This is a genomic window from Neoroseomonas oryzicola, from assembly GCF_012163135.1.
Lineage (GTDB): Bacteria > Pseudomonadota > Alphaproteobacteria > Acetobacterales > Acetobacteraceae > Neoroseomonas > Neoroseomonas oryzicola.
Map to the genome: position 1 here is coordinate 1 of NZ_JAAVUP010000001.1, position 26001 is coordinate 26001.

The 26001-nt window shown below is 71.9% G+C and carries 28 protein-coding genes; 20 read left to right on the forward strand and 8 right to left on the reverse strand.

What is annotated here, in order from left to right:
* The first annotated feature begins 107 nt into the window (after positions 1–107).
* On the forward strand, positions 108–1130 hold the full coding sequence (locus GWK15_RS00005; protein WP_168037802.1) for an amino acid ABC transporter substrate-binding protein: 1023 nt from the start codon (positions 108–110) through the stop codon (positions 1128–1130).
* A gap of 148 nt (positions 1131–1278) precedes the next feature.
* Here the strand turns inward: GWK15_RS00005 and serA are convergent, their stop codons facing one another.
* Positions 1279–2529: a phosphoglycerate dehydrogenase gene (gene serA, locus GWK15_RS00010; protein WP_168037804.1), complete on the reverse strand. Its 1251-nt coding sequence runs from the start codon at positions 2527–2529 to the stop codon at positions 1279–1281.
* Between the two features lie 143 nt (positions 2530–2672).
* Here serA and GWK15_RS00015 point away from each other — a divergent pair, with 143 nt between their 5' ends.
* Positions 2673–3857 carry a urate hydroxylase PuuD gene (locus GWK15_RS00015; protein WP_168037806.1) on the forward strand — a complete coding sequence of 395 codons (1185 nt, stop codon included), beginning with the start codon at positions 2673–2675 and terminating at the stop codon, positions 3855–3857.
* A 78-nt stretch (positions 3858–3935) separates the two neighbouring features.
* The gene (uraH, locus tag GWK15_RS00020; protein ID WP_168037817.1) at positions 3936–4298 is read left to right on the forward strand and encodes a hydroxyisourate hydrolase; all 363 of its coding nucleotides are present in this window, start codon (positions 3936–3938) and stop codon (positions 4296–4298) included.
* 6 nt (positions 4299–4304) lie between these two features.
* Here uraH and GWK15_RS00025 read toward each other — a convergent pair whose 3' ends face one another.
* Entirely contained in the window at positions 4305–5504 is a 1200-nt protein-coding gene (locus GWK15_RS00025; protein WP_168037819.1) for a DUF1501 domain-containing protein, read from the reverse strand.
* Complete coding sequence (locus tag GWK15_RS00030) at positions 5501–6802, reverse strand: DUF1800 domain-containing protein (RefSeq protein WP_168037821.1); 1302 nt, start codon at positions 6800–6802, stop codon at positions 5501–5503. Before GWK15_RS00030 ends, GWK15_RS00025 begins: the two co-directional genes overlap by 4 nt.
* Positions 6803–7028: 226 nt before the next feature.
* Here GWK15_RS00030 and fusA point away from each other — a divergent pair, with 226 nt between their 5' ends.
* The 6 genes from fusA (at position 7029) to GWK15_RS00060 (ending at position 13580) form a co-directional block, all read left to right on the forward strand.
* Entirely contained in the window at positions 7029–9110 is a 2082-nt protein-coding gene (gene fusA, locus GWK15_RS00035) for an elongation factor G (protein WP_168037822.1), read from the forward strand.
* 153 nt (positions 9111–9263) lie between these two features.
* Positions 9264–10676, forward strand: a complete 1413-nt coding sequence (locus GWK15_RS00040; protein ID WP_168037834.1) for an amidohydrolase family protein — start codon at positions 9264–9266, stop codon at positions 10674–10676.
* A 16-nt stretch (positions 10677–10692) separates the two neighbouring features.
* Positions 10693–11688, forward strand: a complete 996-nt coding sequence (locus tag GWK15_RS00045) for a Bug family tripartite tricarboxylate transporter substrate binding protein (RefSeq protein ID WP_168037836.1) — start codon at positions 10693–10695, stop codon at positions 11686–11688.
* 84 nt (positions 11689–11772) lie between these two features.
* Positions 11773–12018, forward strand: coding sequence for a hypothetical protein (locus GWK15_RS00050; RefSeq protein WP_168037838.1), 246 nt, complete (start codon positions 11773–11775; stop codon positions 12016–12018).
* 10 nt (positions 12019–12028) lie between these two features.
* Positions 12029–12283: a hypothetical protein gene (locus tag GWK15_RS00055; RefSeq protein ID WP_168037840.1), complete on the forward strand. Its 255-nt coding sequence runs from the start codon at positions 12029–12031 to the stop codon at positions 12281–12283.
* An 82-nt stretch (positions 12284–12365) separates the two neighbouring features.
* Complete coding sequence (locus tag GWK15_RS00060) at positions 12366–13580, forward strand: hypothetical protein (RefSeq protein ID WP_168037842.1); 1215 nt, start codon at positions 12366–12368, stop codon at positions 13578–13580.
* Here the strand turns inward: GWK15_RS00060 and GWK15_RS00065 are convergent.
* A complete protein-coding gene (locus tag GWK15_RS00065; protein WP_168037844.1) occupies positions 13570–14016 on the reverse strand; it encodes a MaoC/PaaZ C-terminal domain-containing protein in 447 nt (148 codons plus the stop codon). The two genes, GWK15_RS00060 and GWK15_RS00065, sit on opposite strands and share 11 nt — an antisense overlap.
* Positions 14017–14136: 120 nt before the next feature.
* Between GWK15_RS00065 and GWK15_RS00070 the strand changes: the two genes are divergently transcribed.
* Positions 14137–15105: a Bug family tripartite tricarboxylate transporter substrate binding protein gene (locus GWK15_RS00070; RefSeq protein ID WP_168037846.1), complete on the forward strand. Its 969-nt coding sequence runs from the start codon at positions 14137–14139 to the stop codon at positions 15103–15105.
* 4 nt (positions 15106–15109) lie between these two features.
* Here GWK15_RS00070 and GWK15_RS00075 read toward each other — a convergent pair whose 3' ends face one another.
* A complete protein-coding gene (locus tag GWK15_RS00075; protein ID WP_245211368.1) occupies positions 15110–15892 on the reverse strand; it encodes an SDR family oxidoreductase in 783 nt (260 codons plus the stop codon).
* 106 nt (positions 15893–15998) lie between these two features.
* On the opposite strand from GWK15_RS00075, the gene GWK15_RS00080 reads away from it, so the two are divergent.
* The 4 genes from GWK15_RS00080 to GWK15_RS00095 all read left to right on the forward strand — a co-directional run bounded on the left by GWK15_RS00080 (position 15999) and on the right by GWK15_RS00095 (position 18349).
* Positions 15999–17018 (forward strand): SPFH domain-containing protein, encoded by a 1020-nt coding sequence (locus GWK15_RS00080; RefSeq protein ID WP_168037848.1) that lies wholly within the window; start codon positions 15999–16001, stop codon positions 17016–17018.
* A complete protein-coding gene (locus GWK15_RS00085; protein ID WP_168037850.1) occupies positions 17003–17428 on the forward strand; it encodes an NfeD family protein in 426 nt (141 codons plus the stop codon). The genes GWK15_RS00080 and GWK15_RS00085 overlap by 16 nt, the downstream gene beginning before the upstream one ends.
* Positions 17429–17501: 73 nt before the next feature.
* A complete protein-coding gene (locus tag GWK15_RS00090; RefSeq protein WP_168037852.1) occupies positions 17502–17993 on the forward strand; it encodes a host attachment protein in 492 nt (163 codons plus the stop codon).
* A gap of 44 nt (positions 17994–18037) precedes the next feature.
* Positions 18038–18349 carry a hypothetical protein gene (locus GWK15_RS00095; protein WP_168037854.1) on the forward strand — a complete coding sequence of 104 codons (312 nt, stop codon included), beginning with the start codon at positions 18038–18040 and terminating at the stop codon, positions 18347–18349.
* Between the two features lie 27 nt (positions 18350–18376).
* Here GWK15_RS00095 and GWK15_RS00100 read toward each other — a convergent pair whose 3' ends face one another.
* The gene (locus GWK15_RS00100; protein WP_168037856.1) at positions 18377–19429 is read right to left on the reverse strand and encodes an LLM class flavin-dependent oxidoreductase; all 1053 of its coding nucleotides are present in this window, start codon (positions 19427–19429) and stop codon (positions 18377–18379) included.
* Positions 19430–19485: 56 nt separating this feature from the next.
* Positions 19486–19749, reverse strand: a complete 264-nt coding sequence (locus tag GWK15_RS00105) for a hypothetical protein (RefSeq protein ID WP_168037858.1) — start codon at positions 19747–19749, stop codon at positions 19486–19488.
* A gap of 265 nt (positions 19750–20014) precedes the next feature.
* On the opposite strand from GWK15_RS00105, the gene GWK15_RS00110 reads away from it, so the two are divergent.
* Genes GWK15_RS00110 through GWK15_RS00120 form a run of 3 tightly spaced genes read left to right on the forward strand, consistent with a single transcriptional unit; the run spans position 20015 to position 21478 of the window.
* Positions 20015–20482 (forward strand): nucleoside deaminase, encoded by a 468-nt coding sequence (locus GWK15_RS00110; RefSeq protein ID WP_168037861.1) that lies wholly within the window; start codon positions 20015–20017, stop codon positions 20480–20482.
* Positions 20479–20958 carry a hypothetical protein gene (locus GWK15_RS00115; RefSeq protein ID WP_168037863.1) on the forward strand — a complete coding sequence of 160 codons (480 nt, stop codon included), beginning with the start codon at positions 20479–20481 and terminating at the stop codon, positions 20956–20958. Before GWK15_RS00110 ends, GWK15_RS00115 begins: the two co-directional genes overlap by 4 nt.
* Positions 20959–20992: 34 nt before the next feature.
* Positions 20993–21478 (forward strand): hypothetical protein, encoded by a 486-nt coding sequence (locus GWK15_RS00120; protein WP_168037864.1) that lies wholly within the window; start codon positions 20993–20995, stop codon positions 21476–21478.
* 10 nt (positions 21479–21488) lie between these two features.
* Here GWK15_RS00120 and GWK15_RS00125 read toward each other — a convergent pair whose 3' ends face one another.
* Positions 21489–22769, reverse strand: a complete 1281-nt coding sequence (locus GWK15_RS00125; RefSeq protein WP_168037865.1) for a DUF445 domain-containing protein — start codon at positions 22767–22769, stop codon at positions 21489–21491.
* Positions 22770–22950: 181 nt separating this feature from the next.
* Between GWK15_RS00125 and GWK15_RS00130 the strand changes: the two genes are divergently transcribed.
* The 3 genes from GWK15_RS00130 to GWK15_RS00140 all read left to right on the forward strand — a co-directional run bounded on the left by GWK15_RS00130 (position 22951) and on the right by GWK15_RS00140 (position 25935).
* Positions 22951–23700: a metal ABC transporter ATP-binding protein gene (locus tag GWK15_RS00130; protein ID WP_168037866.1), complete on the forward strand. Its 750-nt coding sequence runs from the start codon at positions 22951–22953 to the stop codon at positions 23698–23700.
* Positions 23701–23858: 158 nt separating this feature from the next.
* Positions 23859–24728 carry a metal ABC transporter permease gene (locus tag GWK15_RS00135; protein WP_168037867.1) on the forward strand — a complete coding sequence of 290 codons (870 nt, stop codon included), beginning with the start codon at positions 23859–23861 and terminating at the stop codon, positions 24726–24728.
* A 52-nt stretch (positions 24729–24780) separates the two neighbouring features.
* Complete coding sequence (locus GWK15_RS00140) at positions 24781–25935, forward strand: NADH:flavin oxidoreductase/NADH oxidase (protein WP_168037868.1); 1155 nt, start codon at positions 24781–24783, stop codon at positions 25933–25935.
* The last annotated feature ends 66 nt before the right edge of the window (positions 25936–26001 follow it).

Here is a 26001-nt window from a genome sequence, read left to right on the forward strand (position 1 = left end):
CGGGCCGGCGCCGGGGCCCGGCGGCGGGGGGGGGGGGGGGGGGGGGGGGGGCGCGGCCGGCTCCCCGCAGGTTCCCCACACACAAGAAACCACCGGGAGAAAACACCATGAAACTGCTGTCCCTCACCGCCCTTGCCGTGCTTACGGCGGGCAGCGCCATCGCGCAGACCGCGGCCCCCGGGCCGACGCTCTCGGCCGTCCGGACGCGCGATGCCCTGGTGTGTGGCGCCCATCCTGGCGCGCCCGGCTTCGGCGTGCTCGACAGCCAGGCCGTCTATCGTGGCCTCGATGCCGATACCTGCCGTGCCGTGGCCGCGGCGACGCTCGGCGATGCGAACAAGGTGCGCTGGGTCGTGCTGTCCTCCCAGGCGCGGCTGCCGGCGCTGCAGTCGGGCCAGGTGGACATGCTGTCCCGCACCACGACCTGGACCCAGACGCGCGACACCGCGAACGGGCTGAACTTCACCGCGGTCAACTTCTATGACGGCCAGGGCTTCCTGGTGCGGAAGTCGACCAATGTGCAGCGCGCGCGGGACCTGGAGGGTGCTACGATCTGCGTGACTTCCGGCACGACGAACGAGCTCAACCTGGCCGACTGGGCGCGGGCCAACAACGTCCGCGTCCAGCCGCTGGTGTTCGACCAGAACGAGGAGACGCGCAACGCCTACAATTCCGGCCGCTGCGACGCCTTCACGACCGACGCCTCGCAGCTCGCCGGCATCCGCACCGCGCTGCGCAACCCGGAGGAGCACATCATCCTGCCGGACATCATCTCGAAGGAGCCGCTCGCGCCCGCCGTCCGCCACGGCGACGACCAGTGGTTCGACATCGTGCGCTGGACCGTCTACGCGCTGATCGAGGCCGAGGAACTCGGCGTCACCCAGGCCAATGTCGACGAGATGCTGAACAGCCAGAACCCCTCGGTCCGGCGGCTGCTCGGCAATGCCGGCGACCATGGGCCGCTGATGGGGCTCGACCGCCGCTGGGCCTACAACGCCATCAAGGCGGTGGGGAACTATGGCGAGATCTTCGAGCGCAACCTCGGCAGCGGTTCGCCGATCGGCCTGCCGCGCGGCGTGAACGACCTCTGGACGCGCGGCGGCCTGATGTACGCGCCGCCGATCCGCTGATCAGCCAAGCCAGCCGAGCACGTTCAGCAGGATGATGACCGTGACCGGCACGCCCAGCAGCCACAGGACGATGGATTTCATCTGACGCTCTCCTCCGCACGAACTCTCTCGTGCGGAGGAACGCGGCGGCGGGTTGAAGGGTTGCGCCTCAGCGGCGCTCGTAGATCAGGCGGGCGCGGATGGTGCCAGGCAGGGCGCGGAATTCCTCGAGGATCTGCTCGGCGTCGTGGCGTGCCTCGACGCTGTCCACCACGACGTAACCGATCGACCCGGCGGTCTGGTAGTACTGGCCGGAGATGTTGAGCCCGCGCTTGGCGAAGCTCTCGTTGATGCGGGAGAGGATGCCCGGCGCATCGCGGTGGATGTGCACCCAGCGCGCGCCTGTCGGGCGTGCCGGCAGCTGCACCTGCGGGAAGTTCACCGCGCCGAAGGTCGCACCCGTGTCCGAATAGTCGATCAGCTTGCGGCTGACCTCCTCGCCGATGCGCCACTGCGCCTCGCCGGTCGACCCGCCGATATGCGGCGTCAGGATCACGTTCGGCAGGCCCTGCAGCGGGGAGGCGAAGCGCTCATCCTTGCCCGAGGGCTCGACCGGAAACACGTCGACCGCGGCGCCAAGGATGTGGCCGTCGCGGATCGCCTCGGCAAGCGCCTCGAGGTCCACCACCGTGCCGCGCGCGTTGTTGATCACCACCGCGCCCTTCTTCATGGCGCGGATCTCCGCCGCGCCGATCATGTTCATCGTGTCGGGCGTCTCGGGCACGTGCAGGGTGATGGCGTCGGCCTCGGCCAGCAGCGCCTTCAACGAGGCCGCCGGCTGGGCATTGCCGTGCGGCAGCTTGCCGGTGTGGTCCCAGTAGATGACGCGCATGCCGAAGGCCTCGGCCAGTACCGACAGCTGGCTGCCGATATTGCCGTAGCCGACGATGCCGAGTGTCTTGCCGCGCACCTCCCAGGAATTCTCCGCCGACTTGATCCATTCGCCGCGATGGGCCGCCCCCGACTTGAACGGGATGCCGCGCATCAGCATGACGATCTCGCCGAGCGTCAGCTCGGCGACCGAGCGCGTGTTCGAGAAGGGGGCGTTAAACACCGGGATGCCGCGGCCGGCGGCGACGTCCAGCGCGACCTGGTTGGTGCCGATGCAGAAGCAGCCGATGGTGAAGAGCCGGTCGGCCGCTTCGAGCACCTCGGTCGTCACCTGGGTGCGGGAGCGGATGCCGAGGATGTGCACGCCCTTCAGCGCCTTGATCAGCGCCGCCCCGTCCAGCGCCTTCGCCTCGCGGCGGAGATTGGTGTAGCCGGCCTCTGCCAGGCGCTCGACGGCGCTGTCGGCGATGCCCTCGAGGAGCAGGATCTTGATCTTGTCCTTGGGCAGGGACAGGCGGGCAGGGGACATGTTGCGGGGCCGTTCGGAGGGGGAGGGGCCGCTTCCTGCCCCCGAACGTCGAGCCGCACAAGCCTTCCGAACCCCTTGCCCCGCTCGCCGTCCCCCCGCAATGCTGCACTGCGGCGAGCGCATGCGCCGCGCGGGGATGCTTCATGGACGCTGCCTACCTCCTGGACTGGGCCAACCTGCTGGTACGGTGGCTGCACCTGATCACGGGCATCGCCTGGATCGGCACGTCCTTCTATTTCATCGGCCTCGACAACCAGCTCGACCCGCCCAAGGACAGCAACCCGCGGGTCGCGGGCGAGCAATGGTCGGTCCATGGCGGCGGCTTCTATCACAAGCAGAAATACCTGCTGGCGCCCGAACGCCTCCCGGAAAAGCTCCACTGGTTCAAGTGGGAGGCCTACTGGACCTGGATCAGCGGCTTCACGCTCTTCGTGCTGATCTACTGGGGGCAGGCCTCGACCTACCTGGTCGACCCGGCGGTGCTCGACATGCCGGCCTGGGTCGCGGTGCTGGTCAGCGCGGCGATGCTCGCCGGCGGCTGGGTCGGATACGACCTTGTCTGCCGATCGAAGCTCGGGGAGAACGAGGCGCTGCTCGGCGCCATCGGTGCGGCGGCGCTGGCCGTGGTCGCCTTCGTCGCCTGCCACGTCTTCGGCGGGCGTGGCGCCTTCCTGCAGGTGGGCGCGATGACGGGCACCATCATGGTCGCCAACGTCGCCATGGTGATCATCCCCGGCCAGAGGAAGATGATCGCGGCGATGCAGAAGGGCGAGGCGCCGGACCCGAAATACGGCCGCTGGGGCAAGCAGCGCAGCGTCCACAACACCTACCTGACGCTGCCGGTGCTCTTCATCATGATCTCGCCGCACTACCCGATGACCTGGCAGTCGCGGTGGAACTGGGCGGTGCTGCTGGCGATCGGCCTGTCGGGTGCGCTGGTGCGGCAGTATTTCGTCTCGCGGCAGAAGGGGAAGAACCCGGTCTGGCTGCCCGCCGGCGCCGCGGCCGTCGTCGCCTTCCTCGTCTGGGCGGGCGCGCCGGACCGGGCGACCGGGTCGGCCGCCGATGCGCCGCCCTTCGCCGAGGTCCAGACCATCGTCGCCAGCCGCTGCGTCGCCTGCCACGCCGCCCGCCCGACCATGGACGGCTTCGCCGCCCCGCCCAAGGGCGTGATGCTCGAGACGCCGCAGCAGATCCGCCGCTGGGCCGCGGCTTTGCGCCAGCAGGTGCAGACCGAGGCGATGCCGCCCGGCAACCTCACCGAGATCACGCCGGAGGAGCGGGCGAGGCTCGTCGCCTGGGTCGCAGCCGGCGCCCCGCCCGACTGACCTCGCGGCGCATCCTCTGTCCCGAAACCGGCGGACCGGTCATCGAAGGCCGGCCACCGACACCAAGGATCCTCACCGATGGCAGGCAACGGACCCGGTACGCTGTCCACCCACGTGCTGAACACCGCCCAGGGCATCCCGGCGGAAGGGGTGAAGGTCGAGCTCTGGCGCCTCGACCCCGAACCCGCCCAGGTGGTCGAGACCGTGACCAACGCGGATGGCCGCACCCGCGACCCGCTGCTGCCCCCCGGCGCCTTCCGGGCCGGGCGCTACGAGCTGCGCTTCCACATCGGCGCCTATTTCCGCACCCGCGGCATCGCGCCGGAGCCGCTCTTTCTCGACATCGTGGCGGTCAATGTCGGGCTGGCGGACGGGGTGGGGCACTATCACGTGCCGCTGCTCTGCACCCCCTGGTCCTACACCACCTATCGCGGGTCCTGAGGCCGCTCAGGCCCGGACCAGGCCGCCTGTTGGGGCCGCGGCCTCGCTGCCCGGGAAGGCGCGGGCCACCGCCTGGGCCGGCAGGCCGAGATGGTCGCGCAGCAACCCCTTGGCGAGGCTGCGGAGGTCGGTCGTCGGCGCCAGGTCCCGGTTCTCGAACAACCGGCCCTGGGCGAGCCCCGGCCAGTCGCCGCCGACCTTCCCTCCGGCCACCGCGCCCCCGAGCACGAAGGCGACCCCGCCCGTTCCGTGGTCGGTGCCGCCGGTACCGTTGACCCGCACGGTGCGGCCGAACTCGGTCACCACCAGCACCGCGGTCCGGCGCCAATGCTCGCCGAGCGCTTCCTTAAGGGCGCCGAGGCCCTCATCCAGTTGGAACAGCGGTGCGTTGAGCCGGTTCACCTGGGCCGAATGGGTGTCCCATCCATTGAGCTCGAAGGCGGCGACGCGTGGCCCGTCGGGCTGGGCGAGCAGCCGGCCGGCCGCGATGGCGAGCGCCCGGAAGGCGCCGCCGGGCTGGGGGCGGGCCGTGGCCTCGGCGCCGAGCGCGGTGACGGCGTAGCCGCGGGCCTGCAACCCTTCCATGATGGCGGGGCCCGAGACCGGATCCCCGGCATTCAGCTCGGCGATCCGGGCCAGGAGATCGGGCGCCGGCGCCCCGCCGCCACGCGGCGCATAGGTGCCGACGCGCGTCGGCCCGCGCATCATCAGCGGCAGGTCGGTCCCGACCGACAGGCCCGTCGGTTGCGCGCCGGGCCGGGCGGGCAGGGCTGCCAGCGCCCGGTTCAGCCAGCCGCTCGACATCAGGTGGTCGGCGCCGGCCTCGAGCAGGTCCTGCGCCATGAAATGGCTGCGAGACCGCCAGTTGCCGGCCACGGCGTGGACGGGCAGCGCCTCGTTCGCCGCATACATGGCGTGGATCTCGGTCAGGCGCGGATGCAGCCCGAAGCGGCCGCCGAGGTCGAGCAGCCCGCCCTCCTGCCCCGGTTCCGGCAGCGCGAGGGCACCGCGGAGTTCCCGGAAATCGGCTTCGCCATAGGGCTGCACGGCGAACAGGCCATCGAGCCCGCCGCGCAGCAGCACCACCGCGAAGCGCGCTTCCCCAGGCGCATCGGCGAAGGCGACCCTGGCGCGCGGGAGGGTGAGGGCCGCCGCCAGTCCGAGCAGGGCGGTGCGGCGCCCGAAGGCGGGCAGGTGCGCGCTCATCGGCGGTGGAACTCCGGGCTGGTGAGCACGAGGGTCAGGGCGTCGCGCGCCGATCCCGCACGGGCCGCCGCGCGCAGGGTCTCGGGCCGGCAGAGCGGGCCGAGCACCGCCTCGGCCACCGCTGCGGCGTCGCGCCCGGCGCCGCGGGTCGCGATGCCGTTCGACCATTCGATGCGGCGGACCATGGCCTCCGGCGCGGCCCAGTCGCGGGCGGTGTCTGGGAAGCCGATCGGCGCGGCCGGGTTCCACAGCGGCTGGCCGAGGTATTGCAGCCCTCCGAAGGCCCGGTCGGCGGCCTCCGCCGGCGCCTCCAGCGCCCGCATCACGGCGACGACGAAGTCGTGCGGCGCGCGGAACTTGGCGAGCGGCGGGTCCCAGGCCGCGTCCAGGCGCACCAGCGCCCTGGTCGCGGCGCCGAGGTCGCCGCGCGTGTCGCGCAGCACGCCGTGGATGGTCGCGACCGCCTCGGGTGGCGGCTCGTCGGCGACGAAATGCCGCACCAGCTTGGTGGCGAGGTGCCGGTAGGTCGAATCGTGATGGGCGAGGAAGCGCAGCGCCTCGATCCCGCCCTGCTCGCCGGGCGGGAAGGTGCGGCCGAGCACGGTCTTCTCGCCCGGCTCATGGGCGTTGGGGCGGAAGACGAAGCCGTAGGGCTCGCGCGCGCCCTCGACGCCCCAGCCGGTCAGCACCTCGGCGAAGGCGCGCACATCGGCCTGGCCGTAGCCCGAGGCCGGGGTGACGGTGTGGAGTTCCAGCACCTCGCGGGCCAGGTTCTCGTTCAGCCCGCGCCGGCCGCGCTGCCCGGCCGGGCTGTTCGGCCCGACCGAGCCGGTGTTGTCGAGGTAGGCGAGCATGGCCGGGTGGCGGACCACGGCGAGCAGCATGTCCTCGAACCGGCCGGCGACGTGGGGGCGGATCGCCTCCCGCGTGTAGTGCCCGGCCAGGTACGGAACGCGGGCGCGCGCGACGGCGAAGTGGTTGGCCCAGAAGGCGACCAGCCTTTCCCGGAACCCCTGGTTGGCTGTGATCTCCAGCGTCAGCGCGGCGAGCATCTCGGTGCGGACGATCAGCCCCTGGTTGGGACGGCCCTGGCCGCCGGCGCGCAGCCTTTCGGTATCCTCGGCGAAGGCGCGGTAGATGGCCGGGAGGTCCCGGGGCAGGTCCTCTGGCAGCGCAGGCCCGGGCAGGGCGGGGTCGAGCTGCGAATCGAGCCAGGCGACGGGATCGGCGGGGATCGGGTCGCCCGGCCGGCGCCCCTGGCCGAAACGCACGGCGGCAATGGCGGCCTTCAGGTCCATGGGGGCGATGCTACGCGATAGATCCTTTCCGGACATGCCACAAAGCGTGTCTCGCAGGCCCGGCATGGCCGGAACCGGCCCCGCGCGTGACTATTCCGCCATGTCGCGCTTGCAAACCGCGCCCGGACAGAGCAGATAGCCGCCACCGACTGATCGGCGAGACCTGAGGGCGGCGCGGAGCGAAGGCTTCGGCGTGGGCGCCCCTTTCTGCTTATGGAGGCCCACCGTGGCGCGCACCCCGCTCGAGCGTATCCGCAATATCGGCATCACGGCGCATATCGACGCCGGCAAGACCACGACGACCGAGCGCATCCTCTATTACACCGGCAAGTCCCACAAGATCGGTGAGGTCCACGAGGGCAACACCACGACGGACTACATGGAGCAGGAGCGCGAGCGGGGGATCACCATCACCTCCGCCGCCGTGACCGCCGTGTGGAACGACCACCGCATCAACGTCATCGACACCCCCGGCCACATCGACTTCAACATCGAGGTGAACCGCTCGCTGCGCGTGCTCGACGGCGCGGTGTTCATCATCGAGGGCGTGGCCGGCGTGCAGCCGCAGTCCGAGACCAACTGGCGCCTCGCCGACCGCTACAACGTCCCGCGCATCATCTTCATCAACAAGCTCGACCGCACCGGCGCCGACTTCTACCGCGCGGCCGCGACCCTGACCGAGAAGCTCGGCATCAACTGGGTGACGCTGCAGCTGCCGATCGGCATCGAGGACACCTTCAAGGGCGTCGTCGACCTGGTCGAGATGAAGGCGATCATCTGGGAAGGCGACGAGCTCGGCGCCGCGTACCACGACGCCCCGATCCCCGACGACCTGAAGGAGAAGGCGGCCGAGTACCGCCAGATCCTGATCGACACCTGCGTCGGCGTCGATGAGGCGGCGATGGAGGAGTATTTCGAGAAGGGCGACGTCTCGGTGGAGACGCTGAAGCGCTGCATCAAGAAGGGCACGATCTCGGGCGAATTCCGCCCGGTGCTCTGCGGCACCGCCTTCAAGAACAAGGGCGTGCAGCCGCTGCTCGACGCCGTGATCGACTACCTGCCGTCCCCGGTCGACATCGAGGGCATCAAGGTGGCCCCCGAGGAAGGCCAGGACGACACGGCCGATCGCCGCGTGATCCCGGCCGACGAGAATGCGCCCTTCGCCGGGCTCGCCTTCAAGATCATCAACGACAAGTACGGCAACCTGACCTTCGTGCGCGTCTACCGCGGCGTCCTCAAGCAGGGCGACATGGTGCTGAACACGACCAAGGGGAACCGCGAGCGCATCGGCCGCATGTTCCAGATGCACGCCGACAAGCGCGAGGAAGTGAAGGAAGTCTCCGCCGGCGACATCGCCGCCTTCGTGGGCCTGAAGGACACCGGCACGGGTGACACCCTGGCCGACCAGGCCGATCCGGTGGTGCTGGAGCGCATGGCCTTCCCGGTGCCGGTCATCGACATCTCGGTCGAGCCGAAGACCAAGGAAGGCATCGAGAAGATGACCCTCGGCCTGCAGAAGCTGGCCGGCGAGGATCCCTCTCTCCGCCTGCGCACCGACCAGGAGACCGGCCAGACCATCCTGTCCGGCATGGGCGAGCTGCACCTCGAGATCATCGTGGACCGCCTGAAGCGCGAATATGGCGTGGACGCCAACATCGGCGCCCCGCAGGTCGCCTACCGCGAGACGATCACCAAGCCGCACACCGAGACCTACACCCACAAGAAGCAGTCGGGTGGCTCGGGCCAGTACGCGGAAGTGAAGATCATCTTCGAGCCGAAGGAGCGGAACACGGGCATCGAGTTCGTGAACGGCGTCGTCGGCGGCGCGGTGCCGAAGGAATACATCCCGGCGGTCGAAAAGGGCATCAAGGTCCAGGCCGACACCGGCGTGCTCGCCGGCTTCCCGACGGTGGACTTCAAGTACTCGCTGGTCGACGGCAAGTACCACGACGTCGACTCCTCAGCGCTGGCCTTCGAAATCGCCGCCAAGGCCTGCTTCCGCGAAGGCATGAAGAAGGCCGGCCCGGTCATCCTCGAGCCGATCATGGACGTCGAGGTGACCACCCCGCAGGACCACGTCGGCGACGTCGTCGGCGACCTGAACCGCCGCCGCGGCGTGATCCAGTCGCAGGACATGGCCGGCACCTCGGTCATCGTCCGCGCGCACGTCCCGCTGAAGGAGATGTTCGGCTACATCTCGAACCTGCGCGGCATGACGAAGGGCCGTGCGTCCTTCTCCATGCAGTTCCACCACTACGATCCGGTGCCGCGCAACGTCGCGGACGAGATCATGGCGAAGTCCGCCTGATCATCCCGGCCTGAACGGGTCTCACGGGACGGCGCGGAGGGGAGACCCTCCGCGCCGTCCTGCGTTTCCGGGGCCTCGACAGGGGCCGCCCGGCGCCGCATCGTTGCGGGGAGGCAATGCCGGACCGCCGGCCTGCCGCCGGGGGATGTCGGGATGTCGAAGACGCTGCTCGCGCCGCGCTGGGTGTGGTGCCCGGAAGGCGGCCTGCGCGAGAACCATGCCGTGCTGGTCGCCGCCGACGGCGCCATCCTCGATGTCCTGCCCGACGACCAGGCGATCGACGCGCGCCGCATCGACCTGCCCGGTTCGCTGCTGCTGCCTGGCCTGATTAACCTGCACAACCACGCCATGTCCGGCCCGATGTTCCGCGGCCTGGCGGACGACATCGCCCCGGGCGACCTGCCGGGCCACATCGTCTTCTCGCTGCTGATGCCGATGGGCGACCTCGCCGCCGAGATCATGACCGAGGAGGAGGTCGGCGACGCCGCCGAGATGGCGCTGCTCGAAGGGCTGCGCTGCGGCATGACGACGGTGCTCGACGTCTATCGGCTCCAGCAGGCGCCCTTCATCGCGCGGGCGCGCGGCCTCGGCCTGCGCAGCTATTCCTGCCCCTACCTGTTCTCGACGCCCGGCCTCGACATGGCCCCCGACGGCACGCCGCTCTATCGCCCCGAAGGCAGCGCGGATCCGGGCTTCGACGCCATCGTCCGCCTGATCGAGGCGCATGACGAAGGCCCGCGCGGCCGCACCCGCGTCGGCTTCGGCCCGCATGGGCCGGATTCCTGCACCCCGGACCTGCTGCGGCGCGTGGAGGCCAAGGCGCGGGAGATGGACACCATCGTCTCCATCCACGCCGCCCAGAACCTGCACGAGGTCGAGATCGTCCGGCAGCGCCACGGCAAGGCGCCGATGGAGCACCTGCGCGACCTCGGCCTGCTGCGCGAAGGCGTCGTGGTCGCGCATGCGATGTACGCGACGGATGACGAGCTCGACCTGGTTCGGGCGGGCGGTGCGACGATCGCATCCTGCCCGCTCGCCTTCGCCCGCAGCGGCCGTTTCGTGCCCCTCGCGCGGTTCGAGGCGTCGGGCGTGCGGCTCGGCATCGGCACCGACGGCGTGACGCTCGACATGGTGCAGGAACTCCGCACGGCCTCGATCTTCGCCAAGGTGCAATCGGGCACGCCGCACGGGCTTTCGGCCACCCGCGTGCTGCGCGCGGCGACGCGCGACGCGGCGCTGGCCCTCGGGCGGCCGGATCTCGGCATCGTCGCAGCCGGCGCGCGGGCGGACCTGATCGCGGTCGATCTCTCCTCCTCGCGCTACCAGCCAGTCTGGGACCCGCTGAAGGCATTCGTGACGAACGGAAGTGCTGTCGACCTGTCGCTCGTCATGGTCGAGGGCCGCGAACTGCTCCGTGACGGCCGCGTCACTATCGCGGACGAACGCGCCGTGACGCGCCGGGGCGCGGCCGCCATCGAGCGCGTCTGGCAGGAGGCGCTGCGCCGCGGCCGCATCCCGCGCAGCGTCGCCGAGCGCGCCGGCCGCGCCGCACCCGCCCACGCCTGACCGGGAGACGACCCGCATGATCCTCCGCCGATCCTCGATCCTCCTTGCGGGCGCGTCGCTCCTGGCCGCGCCCGGCGTGCTGCGGGCGCAGGGCGCGCGGCGCCCGCTGCGCGTCGTCGTGCCCTTTCCGCCCGGAGGCGGCGTGGACAGCCTCGGGCGCGTGCTGGCGGACCGGCTGCCGGCAGTGCTCGACCAGCAGGTCGTGGTGGACAACCGCAGCGGTGCCGGGGGTCTGATCGGCGCCGATGCCGTCGCGAAGGGCCCGCCGGACGGGACCATGATCGGCATCATCGGCGCGGCGACGATCTGCGCCGCGCCCTTCCTGCAGAGTTCCATGCCCTTCGACCCGGTGCGCGACCTGCGGCCGGTCACGCAGATCACCGATGCCTCGGTGCTGCTGGTGGTGAACGCCCAGCGCGCCAACGAGCGCGGATGGACCGACCTGCGCAGCACGCTGGCCTGGGCACGGTCGAATCCCGGCGCGATGCGCCTCGCGCATTCGGGCGTCGCCACGGTCAGCCACCTCACGCTCGCCGCCCTGGAATCCGCGAGCGGCGCGCCGATCACCCAGGTGCCCTATCGCGGCGGGGCGCAGGCGACGACCGATGCCGTCTCCGGTGTGCTGGACGGCGCGGCGGACCTGCCGACGGCGCTGATCCCGCATGTCGAGGCCGGCCGGTTGCGCGCCCTCGGCGTCAGCAGCAAGCGGCGCTTCGGCCTGCTGCCCGAGGTGCCGTCCTTCGCCGAGTATGCCGATCTCGGCCTGGGCGACATCGACATCCGATCCTGGAACGCGATGATGGTCCCGGCGGCGACGCCGGATGCCGAGGTCCAGCGCCTGTTTGCCGGGATCCGGCAGGTCGCGACCCAGCCGGGATTCCGCGAGGCGCTTCGGCCGCTCGGCTACGATGCGGCGCCGAGCGAGAGTCCGGCGGCGATGGCGGCCATGATCGCGAGCGAGACGCCGCGGTGGCGTCGGCTGGTGGAGGTCTCGGGCGCGCGGGTGGACTAGGGTCGCGGCGATCGTTCCGGCCTTGCCGCGGCCCGGCGGCGGGGCCCATCCTCGACCGGCCGTCAGCACCGGAGGAGACCAACCATGAGGTTCGCACTGGCCGCCGCCGCCGTGGCCGCGCTGCTCGCACCCGTTGCCGCGCATGCCGACTACTACGTCTATTGCGCCAACAACCGGATCGAGGTGGACGGTCGCAGCCCCGACCAGATGCGCATCGCGCGCGGGTCGGGCGTCTGCCAGATGGGCCCGAAGTTCGGCTTCCTCTCCGACGCGCAATCCTTCGCGCAGCGCAATTTCGGCGGGGCAGGGCGGTCCTGCTCCTGCCGCTGAGGAGGTGACCATGAAGCGTCTGGCGATCGCTACCGTCCTCGCCTTGGGCGGCGGGCTGCTGGCCGCCGCGCCGGCCTACGCCAACTACTGGGTCTACTGCGACAACGGCCGGATCGTCGTCGAGAGCCGCAGCCCGCAGCAGATGGAAATCGCGCGCGGGTCCAGCGCCTGCCAGATGGGGCCGACCTTCTCCTTCGCCTCGGACGCGCAGGGCTTCGCCGAGCGGAATTTCGGCGGCGTCGGCCGCGCCTGCTCCTGCCGCTGAGGCGCCGGATCGGGGGCAGGCCGGGCGAGCCCATGCGATGAGCGGCGCCGGGCCCGGGCCTGTCCTGCCGGGACGCGACCCGATGACGCTCGGGCGCCGGATCATGCTCGGCGCGGCGGGAACCGTGCTGGTCGGAGGCATCGCCGGCACCGCCTGGATGCTGTGGCCCGATGGCCCGCCGCCGCCGCAGCGGTATGGGCCCCGGCGGCTGGTGCCGCCGCTGCTGCGCCCGCGTGTCGGCCAGGACGACACCGTTTTCCTGCTGACGCGCCGTGCCGAACAGGACGCGACCGATCCGCCCGGCGCCCCCGCGCCGCGCGAGCGGATCGACCTGCTGGCCCTCGACGCCGCGACGCTCGCGCCGCGCTTCGAGGCCTACCTCGCCTCGGTGCCGCTCGGCGCGCTGCGCGACGCGGGGCTGATGGCCGAGCAGGGGGCGACGATCTGGACCTGGCTCGGCGGCATCGGGGCGCTGTCCGCGGTGGACGGGCGGGTGCTGGCGGACCAGCCGGGGCTGGCCGAGCTCAATCCCGGCCTGCCGATCGCCGATGCGACCTCCCGCTCGGCCTGGCGCGTGACGGATGCGCTGCTTCTGCAGGTGGCGCCGAACTGGCCCGCCTGGCGGATCGACCCGCGCGACTTCCATGCCTCTGTCGCCCAGGGCGCCGCCGACCGTCCGTTGCCGGCGGTCAATGCGGCGGCGCCGGTCGGGCAGGGCGGCCCGACCGCCTTCCGGGTGAACGAGGCCCGGCTGGGCGAGGCCTGGCTCGGCCTGCCGGCGGAGACCGAGAAGCTGATCCCACCGCTGGCGCCGCGGGGGCAGGAAGGACGGTTCCTCTCCCCCGCCGGGCCGCCGCCCGGCACGGGTCAGGCCTTGTGGCGTGGGGTGGTGCGCATGGCCTCGGCGGCGCCGCCCAACTGGCCGGCGAACATGCCCGACCGCTGGGGGCAGGCGGAGCGATTGCTGGACCTCGCGCAGGTCGCGGGCATGACGGGGCTGAACTATGCGGGCTTCCTGACCGCCGGGACTGTCGCGCCGATCCTGGCACCGGATCCGCAGAGCCTTCTGCTGCTGCATGGCGCGGCCGGCCAGGACCTCGGCCTGGTGCGCGTCGCGCCCGATGGGCGTGTGCTGTGGCGTGCGGCGCTGCCGATGGCCGCGGTGCGCAGCGTGCTGCCCGGCCCGCGCCACCTGGTGCTGATGACCGGCAGCGGCGTGCCGGAGATCGCGGACGCGGTGCTGGTGTCGGTCGCGCTGGCAGACGGGACGGTGACGGAACGGCACCTCAGCGCCTGAGGAAATGCGTCCCCAGCGCGTCGAGCACGATCACATTGTCCGACAGCCGCCGCGCCGTGTGCCGCAGCTTCGCGATGCCCAGCGATCGGCCGGTGCGGGACGGGCGCACCTCGACCACCTCGGTGCGGATGGCGATCTCCTCGCCGGGGCGCAGCGGGGCGGGCCACTTCGTGTCGATCTGGTTGCCGCCGAGCGAGACCTGGGACAGCAGCCCGCTGCCCATTACCCGCCCAAACACGGCCGAGAGGGTGTGCAGGCCGCTCGCCACCAACTCGCCGAAGATGCTCTCCTTCGCCGTCTCGGCGTCGAGATGGAAGTATTGCGGGTCGTATTTCGACGCGAAGGCGACGACCTCCTCGAGCGAGAGCGTCAGGGTGCCGAGGTCCCACGCCATGCCGGGCGCGAGGTCGTCGAGGGAACGGATCGGGTCGGTCATCGCGGCGGAAGGTAGCGAAGCCGGCCGGCGGTGTCGCCGGGCCTTCGCAGCAGCCGCGGGACCGGGCAGGCTGGCCCCGCCGGTGCCGGCCGGCCCGGCCAGGAAGGGAGGAGGTCATCCATGACGCGCCCCGTCGCCCGGCGACGCAGCCTTCTGTTCGCGCCGGCCGCGATCCTCGCCGCGCCGCGCCTCGCGCACGCCGCCTGGCCCGAGAGGCCAGTCCGCATCGTCGTGGCCTTCCCGCCGGGCAGCTCGACCGACGTGGTGGCGCGCGCGCTGGCGCAGAAGCTCGGCGAGCAGACCGGCCAGGCCTTCGTGGTGGAGAACCGTGGCGGGGCGGGCGGCAACATCGGCGCCCAGGCGGTGCGCGGTTCCGCCGACGGCCAGACGCTGCTGATGCATTCGACCGCGATTGCGGTGAACCCCACGCTCTATCGCAACGCAGTCTATGCGCTGGATGATTTCGCGACCGTCGCGGTGGTCGCGACCGCGCCCAATGCCTTCTTCGTGCATCCCTCGGTCCCGGCGCGGACGCTGCCGGAACTGATCGCGCATATCCGCGCCCATCCCGGCATTGCCTATGCCCATTCCGGCACGGGCACGACGCCGCATCTCGGCGCGGAGCTGCTGTTCAACACGCTGGCCGGCGTTCGCGCGACGCCGGTCGCCTTCGGCCCGGCCCAGGCGGCGACCGCGGTGGTCGCGAACCAGGCGCCGATCGGCAGCACCAGCCTGCCGCCCGCCCTGCCGCTGATCCGCGAGGGGCGCGTGCGCGGCATCGCCGTCGCCGGCGCGCAGCGCGACCCGACGCTGCCGGACCTGCCCACCGTCGCGGAACAGGGCTTCCCGGGCTTCGAGGCCTCGACCTGGTTCGGCCTCTTCGCCCCCGCGCGGATGCCGGCGGAGGCGCTGGACCGCCTGCTCGCCGAAGTGCCCAGGGCGATGGCTGCGCCGGATCTCGTCGCGCGCCTCGCGGCGCAGTCGCTGACCGATCCCGGCCTCACCGGGGAACCCGCCGCTACCTTCGTGCGGCGGGAGGCGGCGCGCTGGGCCGAGGTGGTGCGGAGTTCCGGCGCGACCGCGGAATAGCCGTTCAGCCCAGCCGCTGCAGGTCCCCGTCCACCGCCAGCGCCTGGCCGCTGATCGTCGCGCCGAAGGGCGAGCAGAGGTAGAGCGCCATGTTCGTGATGTCGTGCTGCGTGACGTAGCTGCGCATCGAGACGTCCTTCAGCAGCTCCGCCTCCTTCTCCTTGAAGGCGACGCCCTGGGCCTGGGCCTTGGCCTCGATGACGCGGCGGATGCGGTCCCCGGCGACGAGGCCGGGCAGGATCGCGTTCACCCGGATGCGGTCCGGGCCGAGCTCGATCGACAGCGACTTTGTGAAGCCGACCACGCCCCATTTCGCCGCGGCATAGGGGCTGCGCAGCGGGAAGCCGAAGCGCCCGGCGGCCGAGGAGAGGTTCACGATCGACCCGCCGCCGGCGGCGCGCAGATGCGGCACGGCGCGGCGCGCGCAGTGGAACATTGCCGCGAGGTCGATGCGCAGCGTGGCTTCCAGCGCCTCGGGCGTCACGTCCTCGACGCGCGCGGTGGGGCCGGCGATGCCCGCGTTGTTCACCAGCACGTCGAGCCCGCCGAGCTGCGCCGCGGCCTCGTCGACGAAGCGCTCGCATTCCGCCGTCTCGCCCATGTCGGCGCGCATCTTCGGGTGCGGGCAGGTGGCGAGCGCCTCGTCGTCCACGTCGCAGACGAAGACGCGCGCGCCGCGGGACGCGAAGGAATCGGCCATGACGCGGCCGATGCCGCCGGCCCCGGCGCTGATCGCGACGCGAAGCCCGGTGAGGTCGACGGTCAGCGGGCTGTTGCAGGCGTTCATGGCGGTTCCATCCCCTGAAAGGCTTCAGCCCATGCTTCCGGGTTGTGCGCCAGGTCGCAAGGGCGTCGTTCCGTTCCGGGGCAGGGGGCGGTATCGTCGCGCCGCCATGGACCTGCTCAGCATCGTCTCCGCCTCCTCGATCGTCCTGATCGTCCTGCTGCTCCTCGCGGTGCTGACCGCGACGCGCGGCATCCGCACCGTGCCGCAGGGGGAGGTCTGGACCGTCGAGCGCTTCGGCGCCTTCACCCGCATGCTCTCGCCGGGGCTGAACTTCATCATCCCCTACGTGGACGGCATCGGCCGGCGCGTGAACGTGCAGGAACAGGTGCTCGACATCCCCGAGCAGGCGGTCATCACGCGCGACAACGCGACGGTCGCGGTGGACGGCATCGTCTACTACCGGGTGATGGATCCCGCGAAGGCGGCCTATGCGGTGCAGGACCTCGGCATCGCGCTGACCGCGCTGGCCATGACGAACATCCGCGCCGTGATCGGCGAGATGGAACTCGACGCCACGCTGTCGGGGCGCGACCGGATCAATTCCGCCCTGCTCGGCATCCTCGACGGCGCGACGGACCCCTGGGGCGTCAAGATCGCGCGCGTCGAAATCCGCAAGATCGAGCCGCCCGACAACCTGATCCGCGCCATGAACCTCCAGATGACCGCCGAGCGCGAGCGCCGCGCCACAGTCGCCAAGGCCGAGGGCGAGCGCGAGGCCGAGATCAAGCGCGCCGAGGGCGAGAAGCAGGCCCTGATCCTGTCCGCCGAAGGCCGGCGCGAGGCCGCCTTCCGCGACGCCGAGGCGCGCGAGCGCCTGGCCGAGGCCGAGGCCGCCGCGACCCGCATGGTCGCCGAGGTCGCCGCCGGCGCCGGCACCGACGCGCTGCGCTACTTCATCGCCGACAAGTACGTGAAGGCGTTCGAGGTGCTGGCCGGGAACACCGCCCAGAAGCTGGTGATCGTGCCGATGGAAGCGAGTGCCATGGCCGGCGGCATCACCCAGGCGATGGAATTGCTGCGCGGGCCGGGCGGTCAGGGGCCCTCGGGCGGCGCCGGCGCGCCCCCGCCGCCGCGTCCCCCCGCCCCGCCGATGCCGGAGGTGCCCTCGCCGTGGACCCCGCGCTGATCTGGATCCTCGTCGGGCTGGTGCTGCTCGGCGCGGAGACCCTGCTGCCCGGCGTCTTCCTGCTGTGGATCGGCCTCGCCTCGGTCGGCACGGGCATCATGCTGCTGCTGGTCACGCCGCCCTTCTGGGTGACGGTGACGGTGTTCATCGTCCTGCTCGCGGCCGGCATTGCCGTCGCTCTGCGCCTGCGCCGGTCCGACCATCCCCGCCCGCGTGTGAACACGCCCGATGCCGGGCTGGTCGGGCGCTTCGGCGTGCTGGTCGAACCGGGGATGTCCGGGCCGCGGGTGCGCGTGGGCGATTCCGACTGGGCCGCCCGTCTGCCGCGGGATGTCTCCGACAGCCCGGCCGGGACGCGCGTGCGGGTCGAAGGCGTGGACGGAACGACCCTGATCGTCCGGCCGGACTGAGGGCGCTTCTTGCGCCGGATCAAGACTCGTCCCGCCTGACGGGCGCAGGAAGGCGTCCGGAACGGAGGACGCCATGACCGAGCGCGAAACCACCATCGAGGGCGGCCATGCCCGCCGGATCTTCCTCGTCGCCAATGGCAGCCACGGCAAGGCGTATCTGAAGCGGCTCGGCGAGAGCGGCTACGACGCCCTGATGTCCTGGGAGGAGCCCGGCGCGCGCCTGAAGGATTCCGCCCAGGGCGAGGACAAGCCCGGCCGCGCCTTCGCCAGCGCCGGCGCGACCGCGCGCAGCGCCATGGAATACGACAACAAGGACGACAGCCCGAAGGAACACGCCAAGCGCGACCTGGCGCGCCGCATGGCCGAGGACCTGGTCGCCGCGCTGCGCGGCGGCAGGGCCGACAGCTTCGCGGTCATCGCGCCGGCGCCTGTGGCCCATGCGGTGCTGGAACACGTCCCGGCCGAGCAGCGCCGGGCGCTGGCCGCCGAGGAGCACCACGACCTCACCGGCCTGCCGGTCGCGGAGGTCTTCGCGCGGCTCGACGCCCTGCGTCACGGATCGTAACGGCCCTTGATCCGCCCGGGTCCATGGGCCACGTCTTGGGCATCATGGACCCACATCGCCGCCCGCCCGTCCTCGACATGACGCCGGAAGGGGAGTTCCGCGACCCGGAGCCCTCGCGCCGGACCGGGACCTTCGACCGGCTGCTCGAGCGCCTCGGTGCCTGGGGTGTGCTGGTCGCGGCCGCGACCGGCGGGCTGATGCTCGCGGGCCTCGCGATCCTGGCGATCGGCATCCTGGTGCCGGTGGCGATCGTGGCGGGCGCGCTGGGCGCCGGCTCGCTGTGGTGGCGGTCGCGCCGGGCCCGGCGCGACGGCGTGCCGCCCCAGGCCGTGCGCTTCGTCTTCATCCGCCGCTGAGCGGCGTCACTCCGCCGCTGAGCGGCGTCACTCCGCCGCCAGCGGCACCCCGTCCGACCTGATCCCGAACACCTCGGCGAGCAGCGTGTAGGAGCGCCGCCGGGCCACCGGGTCGTGGCAATGCGTGATGACGGCGAATTCGGCGATGCCACCATGGGCGGCCGACAGTGCCTCCAGCTTCGCCTTCACCTGTTCCGGCGTGCCGACCATCGCCGCCTCGCGCATCTTCTCGACGCGGGCGAGTTCGAGGTCGGAATACTGGTACTCCTCCGCCTCCTCGACGCTCGGCAGCGGGAGGTAGAGCCCCCGGTCGCGCTTCAGCCGCCAGAGTTCGCGCGAGCGGAACAGCCGCTTCGCCTCGGCTTCCGTGTCCGCGACCAGGCAATAGACGCCGAGTGCCGGATGCGGCGCGACGAGCCGCCCCGGCATGTCGGGCTTCGGCTCGAAGGCCTCGCGATAGACCGCGATGGCCTGCTCCGAGCCTCCGCCATCCGAGAAGAAATGCGCGAAGCAGTAGGGAAGGCCGAAATAGCCCGCGACCTGCGCGCCGTAGTCGGACGACCCCAGGATCCACATCTCCGGACGCGTCGCGACGTTGGGCTGGGCGACGATGTTCCGGAAGGGATGGTTCTCGGGCAGCCCGTCCCCGTGCCAGCCCATCACCTCCATCACCTGCGCCGGGAAACGGTCGGCGGCCTGGTTGGCGTTCGGGTTCAGCGCGAAGGCGGTGCGCCCGTCGGACCCCGGCGCGCGACCGACGCCCAGGTCGATCCGCCCCGGCGCGATGGCCTCGAGCACCCGGAACTGCTCCGCGACCTTCAAGGAGGAGTAGTGCGGCAGCATCACGCCCGCCGAACCGACGCGGATGCGCTGCGTCGTCGCCGCGATGGCCGCGATCAGGATCTCGGGCGCCGCGCCGGCGTGGGACGCGCTGTTGTGGTGTTCCGCGCACCAGTAGCGCCGGAAGCCCAGCGCGTCGCAATGCCGCGCGAGGGCCAGGGTCTCCCGGATCGCCTCGCCCGGCGTGCGGCCCGAGGCGACGGAGGACTGGTCGAGGACGGAAAGGGTGAAGCCGCTCATGGCGGCAGGCTAGACCGGAATGCGCCGCGACGGCACCGCCCCCCGCGGCGGTCCCGTCAGGCGACGTCGGCGCGCCGCATCTCCGAACCGACGCTCGCGAGGACGGCGAGCGTCGCGGCGCGGCGCGGCCCCGGCGGCGACGCCTTGGCCTCGGCCTCGGCCAGCATGGCGTCGAGATCGGCCCCCACCGGTCGCGGCACGTCATACAGGGCGAGAAGGCGGCGGATCTCCTCGTAGCGACGGAACATCGTCGATGCGCGGAGTTCCTCGAGAAGCGCGACCTCCTCGCGATGGAGAGAGGCGATCAGGTAGCTGCTCATTGTTCCCCCAAACTGGAGCGGCGTCCGATTCTATGAATAAAGAATCAACATAATCAATTGCTTGTGGGATGCGGTGCGGAAGCAGGTCGAACGCTAGATCTGGTGGGTCGCGTCGGGTGCGACCGCAGCATCTTGTTCCCGTATTGGTTGTCCTGTCCGGATTCGCATTCGCGCGATGGGTGTAGAGCATCTCATTGCCGCCACGCTGTTGCGCCGGCGCCACGGTGCCCGGCTATGCTGGCCGCGTCGGATCGGGGCGGGGCGGATGGACGAGGCGAGCTTCATGCGGCGGGCGATCGCGCTGTCCTGCCAGGGCGTCGCGGAGGGCGGCGGGCCCTTTGGCGCAGTCGTGGTGAAGGACGGCGTCATCGTGGGCGAGGGCCGCAACGCCGTCGTGCCGACGCGCGACCCGACCGCCCATGCCGAGGTCGTCGCGATCCGCGGCGCCTGTGCCGCGCTCGGCACCCACGACCTGACCGGCGCCGTCATCTACACCAGCTGCGAGCCCTGCCCGATGTGCCTCGGCGCCGTCTGGTGGGCGCGCATCGGGGAGATCGTCTACGCGAACGACCGGGCGGACGCCGCGGCCATCGGCTTCGACGACGCGGCGATCTACGAGGAGGTCTGCCTGCCCATCGCGGCCCGGCGCCTGCCGCTGCGCCGCTTCCTCGCTGAGGAGGCGATCGAGGCCTTCCGCCTGTGGGACGCCAAGCCCGACAAGGTGCCCTATTGACCGGCGCCCCGCCGCCCGACGCCGTGGTGCTGTCCGTGCAGGGCGTGCGCGGCGCGCTCGACGGGATGCGCGTCGAGCAGGCGCTGCGCGGCATCGACCCCGGCGCGCAACTCTGGACCAACTGGCCGGAGGGGCTGGTCGCGGCGCGCTCCGTCCAGCCGGCCGAGGCGCTGCGCGAGGCCGTGCAGGATGCCGGCTTCATAGCCGCGCTGCGCCTCGGCATCCCGGCCGCGCCCGAGCGCGGCATCGGCGAGATGATCCTGCGCGTCATCGGCTTCACCTTCGCGGGCTTCGTGCTCGGCGGGCTGGCCGGCGCGGCCTTCGGCATCGCGATGCTGATGCTCGATCCGTCCTGCAACGCGCCGGGGGATTCCGGCGGCTGCGCCATGGGCATTCCGATGATCGCCATCGGCGCATCGATGCTCGGCGCGCCGGTCGGCTTCGTGCTGGCCTTCCTCCGCCGGCGGCGGCGATGATGCGGGCCGGGGCGGACGGCAGGGACCGGGACGGATGACGATGCAGCCACCGCCGGGGGCGGTGATCCTGGGACTCTCGGGCCTCAACGTGCCGGCGGACCAGGCGGCGGTGCAGGACGCGATCCGGCGGCTCGACCCGGCGGCGCAGGTCTGGACGGATTGGGCCGGGGGGCGGATCGCCATCGCCTCGGCCGCGCCAGCGAGGGCGCTGCGCGATGCGGTGCAGGCCATGGGCTACCAAGCGCAGATCCTGGCCGGGCATCCGCGAGCCAAGGGGACCGTCGCGGGGATGTTCGGCCGGATGCTGCTCTACGCCGTGATCTTCTGCGCGATCGGTCTCGTCGGCGGCGTGCTGCTCGGCCTGGCGAACTCGCTCCTCAACCCGGATTGCACGCGGCCGGGCAGCAGCGGGAACTGCGCCATCGGGGTCGGCATCTTCGGGTTGTTGTTCGGCGCGATCGGCTTCCCCGCGGGCGCGGTGGTCGGCCTCATCCACGGCCTGGTGCGGCTCGGACGCTGACCCCGCGGGGTCAGTGAGCGACGCCGCCGAAGACCTTTGTCAGCAGCGCGAACAGCGCCCCGCCGGCGAGGAAGCCGACCAGCGTGCCGTTGATGCGGACGTATTGCAGGTCGCGCCCGACGCGCAGCTCGATCTTCTCGGCCGCCGCCTTCGCATCCCAGTTGCCGACGACGCTGGCGATGAAGTCGGACAGTTGCGCCTGGGCCGAGGGCAGCAGCGTGATCAGCACGCCCTCGGTCGCGCGGTTCAGCCTCTCCCGCGCCCCGGCATCCTCGGCGAGCAGCGTGCCCGCATTGGCGAAGACGCCGGTCAGCAGCGCCACCGTTCGCCCGTCCGGGCGATGCGCGTCGGCCACCAATGCCGCCCGCAGCCGCGCCCAGACATCGAGCAGCCAGGCCGCGACCGAGGGATGGGCCAGCGCCTCCCGCAGCACGCGGCCGATCGCCGCGGCGCGCTCGGGGTCGGTCTCGAGCCGTTCGATCTCATGCCCCAGCCATTCGGCGAAGGCGGCGCGGAGGTCGGAATCCTCGGGCTCGACCTTGTCGAGCTCGGTGTTGATGGCGTGCAGCACGCGCTTGGCCACCGTCGCGCCGGCCAGCCAGCCGATCACCGCGCCGCCCTCGGCGCGCACGCGCGTCTCGATGGCGCTGCGCAGCGCGTCCTCCCGCGCCGCCATCAGCACCTTCAGCTGGCCGATGGCGAGGCTGAACACCTCCTGGTGCCGGCCCGAGGCGACGAAGGCCCGCAGCACGCGCGCCACCAGTCGCGCGCCCGCGGGGCCGGAGACGATGCGGGGCAGCAACCGGACCAGCAGCCGGCGCGCCCGCCCGTCCTCGAGGCTTTCGACCATCTTCGGCAGGCTACGCGCCAGCGCCGCCGCGGCCGGCTTCGACGCCGCCGGGTCGGCCAGGAACTTCTGCACGATGCGCGCGAGGTCGAGCCGCCCGATGACACGGCGGACCTCGGCTTCCGTGAACACGTGCGACGAGACAAAGCGCCCGAGCGCCCGGCCGAGCCGTTCCTTCTGGTTCGGCACGATTGCCGTGTGCGGGATGGGGATGCCCATCGGGTGGCGGAACAGCGCCGTCACCGCGAACCAGTCGGCCAGGCCGCCCACCACGCCGGCCTTGGCCGAGGCCTGCAGCAGCTCGGTCCAGTAGCCGGGCGGCATGTAGTAGGTGCCGACCAGCAGCCCGCCCATGCCGGCGAGCAGGCCGGTCGCCAGCATGCGGTGGCGCCGCAATCCGCGGCGGAGGTCGGCGTCGGGGTCGGTCGCGGGGCTGCCCTGCATGGGTCGCGGAGATAGGGTGCGACGGGCGCCTTGCCCAGCAGGATCGTAGTGTTACATCATATCGTATCATGTTCGGCTTCCCCGACCCCCTGGCGCTGTCCTCCGGAGCCGCGTCCCGCCTGATGCTGGCGGGTGGCGTGGCAGCGGTGCTGTGGGCGGGTGTCGCCTGGGCGCTGGCGGCATGAGCACGCATCGCTTCCCGGCGGGCCTGACGCTCGAGAACCTGACGCTGACTCACGGGCAGCGGCCGGCCGTGCACCACGTCTCGGGCCGTTTCGCGCCGGGGAGCCTGACCGCCGTGGTCGGTCCCAACGGGGCCGGCAAGACGACGCTGCTGCGGGCCCTCGCCGGGCTTCACAAGCCGGAGAGCGGGCGCATCACCGCCGAGGGCACCGCCCGAATCGCGCTGCTGCCCCAGTTGGCCGCGCTCGACCGCGCATTTCCGATCGCCTGTTGCGACGTGGTGATGCAGGGCCTCTGGCCGCGCATCGGCGCCTTCCGTGGTGTCTCTGCCGAGGACCGCCACCGCGCCGAGCACGCCCTGGCTGCGGTCGGCCTCGGCGGATTCGAGAAGCGGCCGGTCGGGACGCTCTCCGCCGGGCAGACCCAGCGCCTGCTGTTCGCCCGCCTGCTGGTGCAGGACGCCGACATCCTGCTGCTGGACGAACCCTTCAACGCCGTGGACGCCAAGACCTCGGCAGACCTGCTGCGCCTGGTGCGCGAATGGCACGGGCAGGGGCGGACGGTGATCGCGGTGCTGCACGACCTCGACCTGGTGGCGCGAGAATTCCCCGAGACGCTGCTGCTGGCGCGCGACGCCATCGCCTGGGGGCCGACGGCGGAGGCGCTGTCCGCCGCCAATCGCCTGAAGGCGCGCATGATGGCCGAGGCCTGGTCGGAAGAGGCCGAGCACTGCCATCGGGCGGCGTAATGCTTGCCTCAAACGCCGGCGCCCGCGTCCGCGGGCTTGGCTTGCGCGCCATGGACTGCTGCGCTGGGCGCAGCGGGCGGTCTGGGCGCGGTCGCGCTTTGCGCTCCCGGCCCGATGCAGCGCATCGGGCCGCGTTCGGGTGGGGCTGATCGCCTGACATGTACGATCTGCTGATCGCCCCTTTCGCCGATTTCGGCTTCCTGCGGCGGGCGCTGGTGGGATGCCTTGCGCTGTCCGTCTCGGCGCCGGTGCTGGGCGTCTTCCTGGTGCTGCGGCGGATGAGCCTCACGGCCGATGTGCTGGCCCACGGCGCGCTGCCGGGGGTGGCGCTGGCCTTCCTGCTGGCGGGGTTCTCGGCGCCGCTGCTGTGGTTCGGCGGGCTGGTCGCGGGGCTGCTCGTCGCGGTCGGTGCCGGGGCGCTGTCGCGCGCCACGGGCGGGCGGGAGGACGCGACGCTCGCCGCGCTCTACCTGCTGGCGCTCGGGCTCGGCGTGGCGCTGATCTCGATGGGCGGGGGCGGCGGGGCGGACATCACGCACATCCTGTTTGGATCCGTCCTCGGCGTGGACGACCCGGCGCTGCTGTTGATGGCGGGGGTGGCGACGGTGACGCTCGCGGTGCTGGCCTTCGCCTGGCGGCCGCTGGTCCTGGAATGCTTCGACCCGGCCTTCGCCGCAGCCGCCGGCGCGCGAGGCGGGCTGTGGCACATGGTCTTCCAGGCGCTGGTCGTCGTGAACGTGCTGTCCGCCTTCCAGGCGCTCGGCACGCTGATGGCCGTGGGGCTGATGATGCTGCCCGCCATCGCATCGCGGCACTGGGCGCGGGAGGTCTCGGGCATGGCCTATGCCGCGGTCGGCCTCGCGCTGGTCTCCTCCTATGCCGGCCTCGTGCTGTCCTTCCACGCGGATGTGCCGAGCGGACCCGCCATCGTGCTCGTCGCCGGCGGCGCCTGGGCCGTGTCGGTGCTGATCGGCCCGGTCGACGGTCTGCTGCCGCGCCTGCTGCGGCGGCGGCATCTGGCGGGGTAGCGAGACCCGTTCCATCCTGGGCGCAACCAATCGCCCCAGGAGGACGTCCCGCATGGGATCGCTGCTGTTCTCGCCGCTGACGCTGCGCGGCCTGACCATCCCCAACCGCGCCGTGGTGCCGCCGCTCTGCCAGTATTCGGCGGTCGAGGGCATGGCGAACGACTGGCACATGGTCCAGCTCGGCCGCTTCGCGGTCGGCGGCTTCGGCCTGGTGTTCTCCGAGGTCGTCTCGGTGCTGCGGGACGGGCGCATCACCCATGGCGACCTTGGCCTCTGGTCGGATGACCACGTCGCGCCGCTGAAGCGCATCGTCGACTTCATCAAGGCCCAGGGCGCGGTGCCGGCGATCCAGCTGGGCCATGCCGGCCGCAAGGGATCGATGCAGCGGCCCTGGGAAGGCAACGGTCCGCTCGGCGCCCGGGAATTCGCCAAGGGCGAGACCACCTGGGACATCGTCTCCGCCGTCGCGAAGCCGATCGCCGAGGGCCACCTGACGCCCGCCGCCCTCGATGCCGGGGGCATGGCCCGCATCCGCGATGCCTTCGCCACCGCGGCGAAACGGGCCCATGCCGCCGGCTTCGAGGCCGTCGAGGTCCATTGCGCCCATGGCTACCTGCTGCACCAGTTCCTCTCGCCGCTGTCGAACACGCGCAACGACGGCTTCGGCGGCGACCTGGCCGGCCGGATGCGCTTCCCGCTCGAGGTGATCCGCGCCGTGCGTGAGGCCTGGCCGGAAGACCGCCCCGTCTTCGTGCGCATCTCGGCCGTGGACGGCATGGAGGGCGGTTGGGAGATGGCGGACAGCGTCGCCTTCGCGCGCGCGATGCGGTCGCTCGGGGTCGATGTGGTGGATTGCTCCTCCGGCGGCATCGGCGGGTCCGCCACGGGCAGCAAACGCGTCCCGCGCGGCTTCGGCTTCCAGGTGCCCTACGCGGCCGAGATCCGCCGCGATGTCGGCCTCGCGACCATGGCCGTCGGCCTCATCATCGGTCCGCACCAGGCCGAGGCGGTGCTGGCGAACGGCGAGGCCGACCTGATCGCCGTTGGTCGCGAGGCGATGAACAACCCCAATTGGGCGCTGATGGCGCGCGGCGTGCTCGAACCCGGCACGACGGAGGATGTCTTCGCCTGCTGGCCGCCGCAGCATGGCTGGTGGATGGAGAAGCGCGCCGCGGTGCTCGAAGCGCTGGGCGCGCCGCCCGCTTGATGCGCGTCAAGGCACGCCCCCGCGCCTGAAGCGATCCTTCGCGTCAAGGTCGGGGAAGGGGCGAGC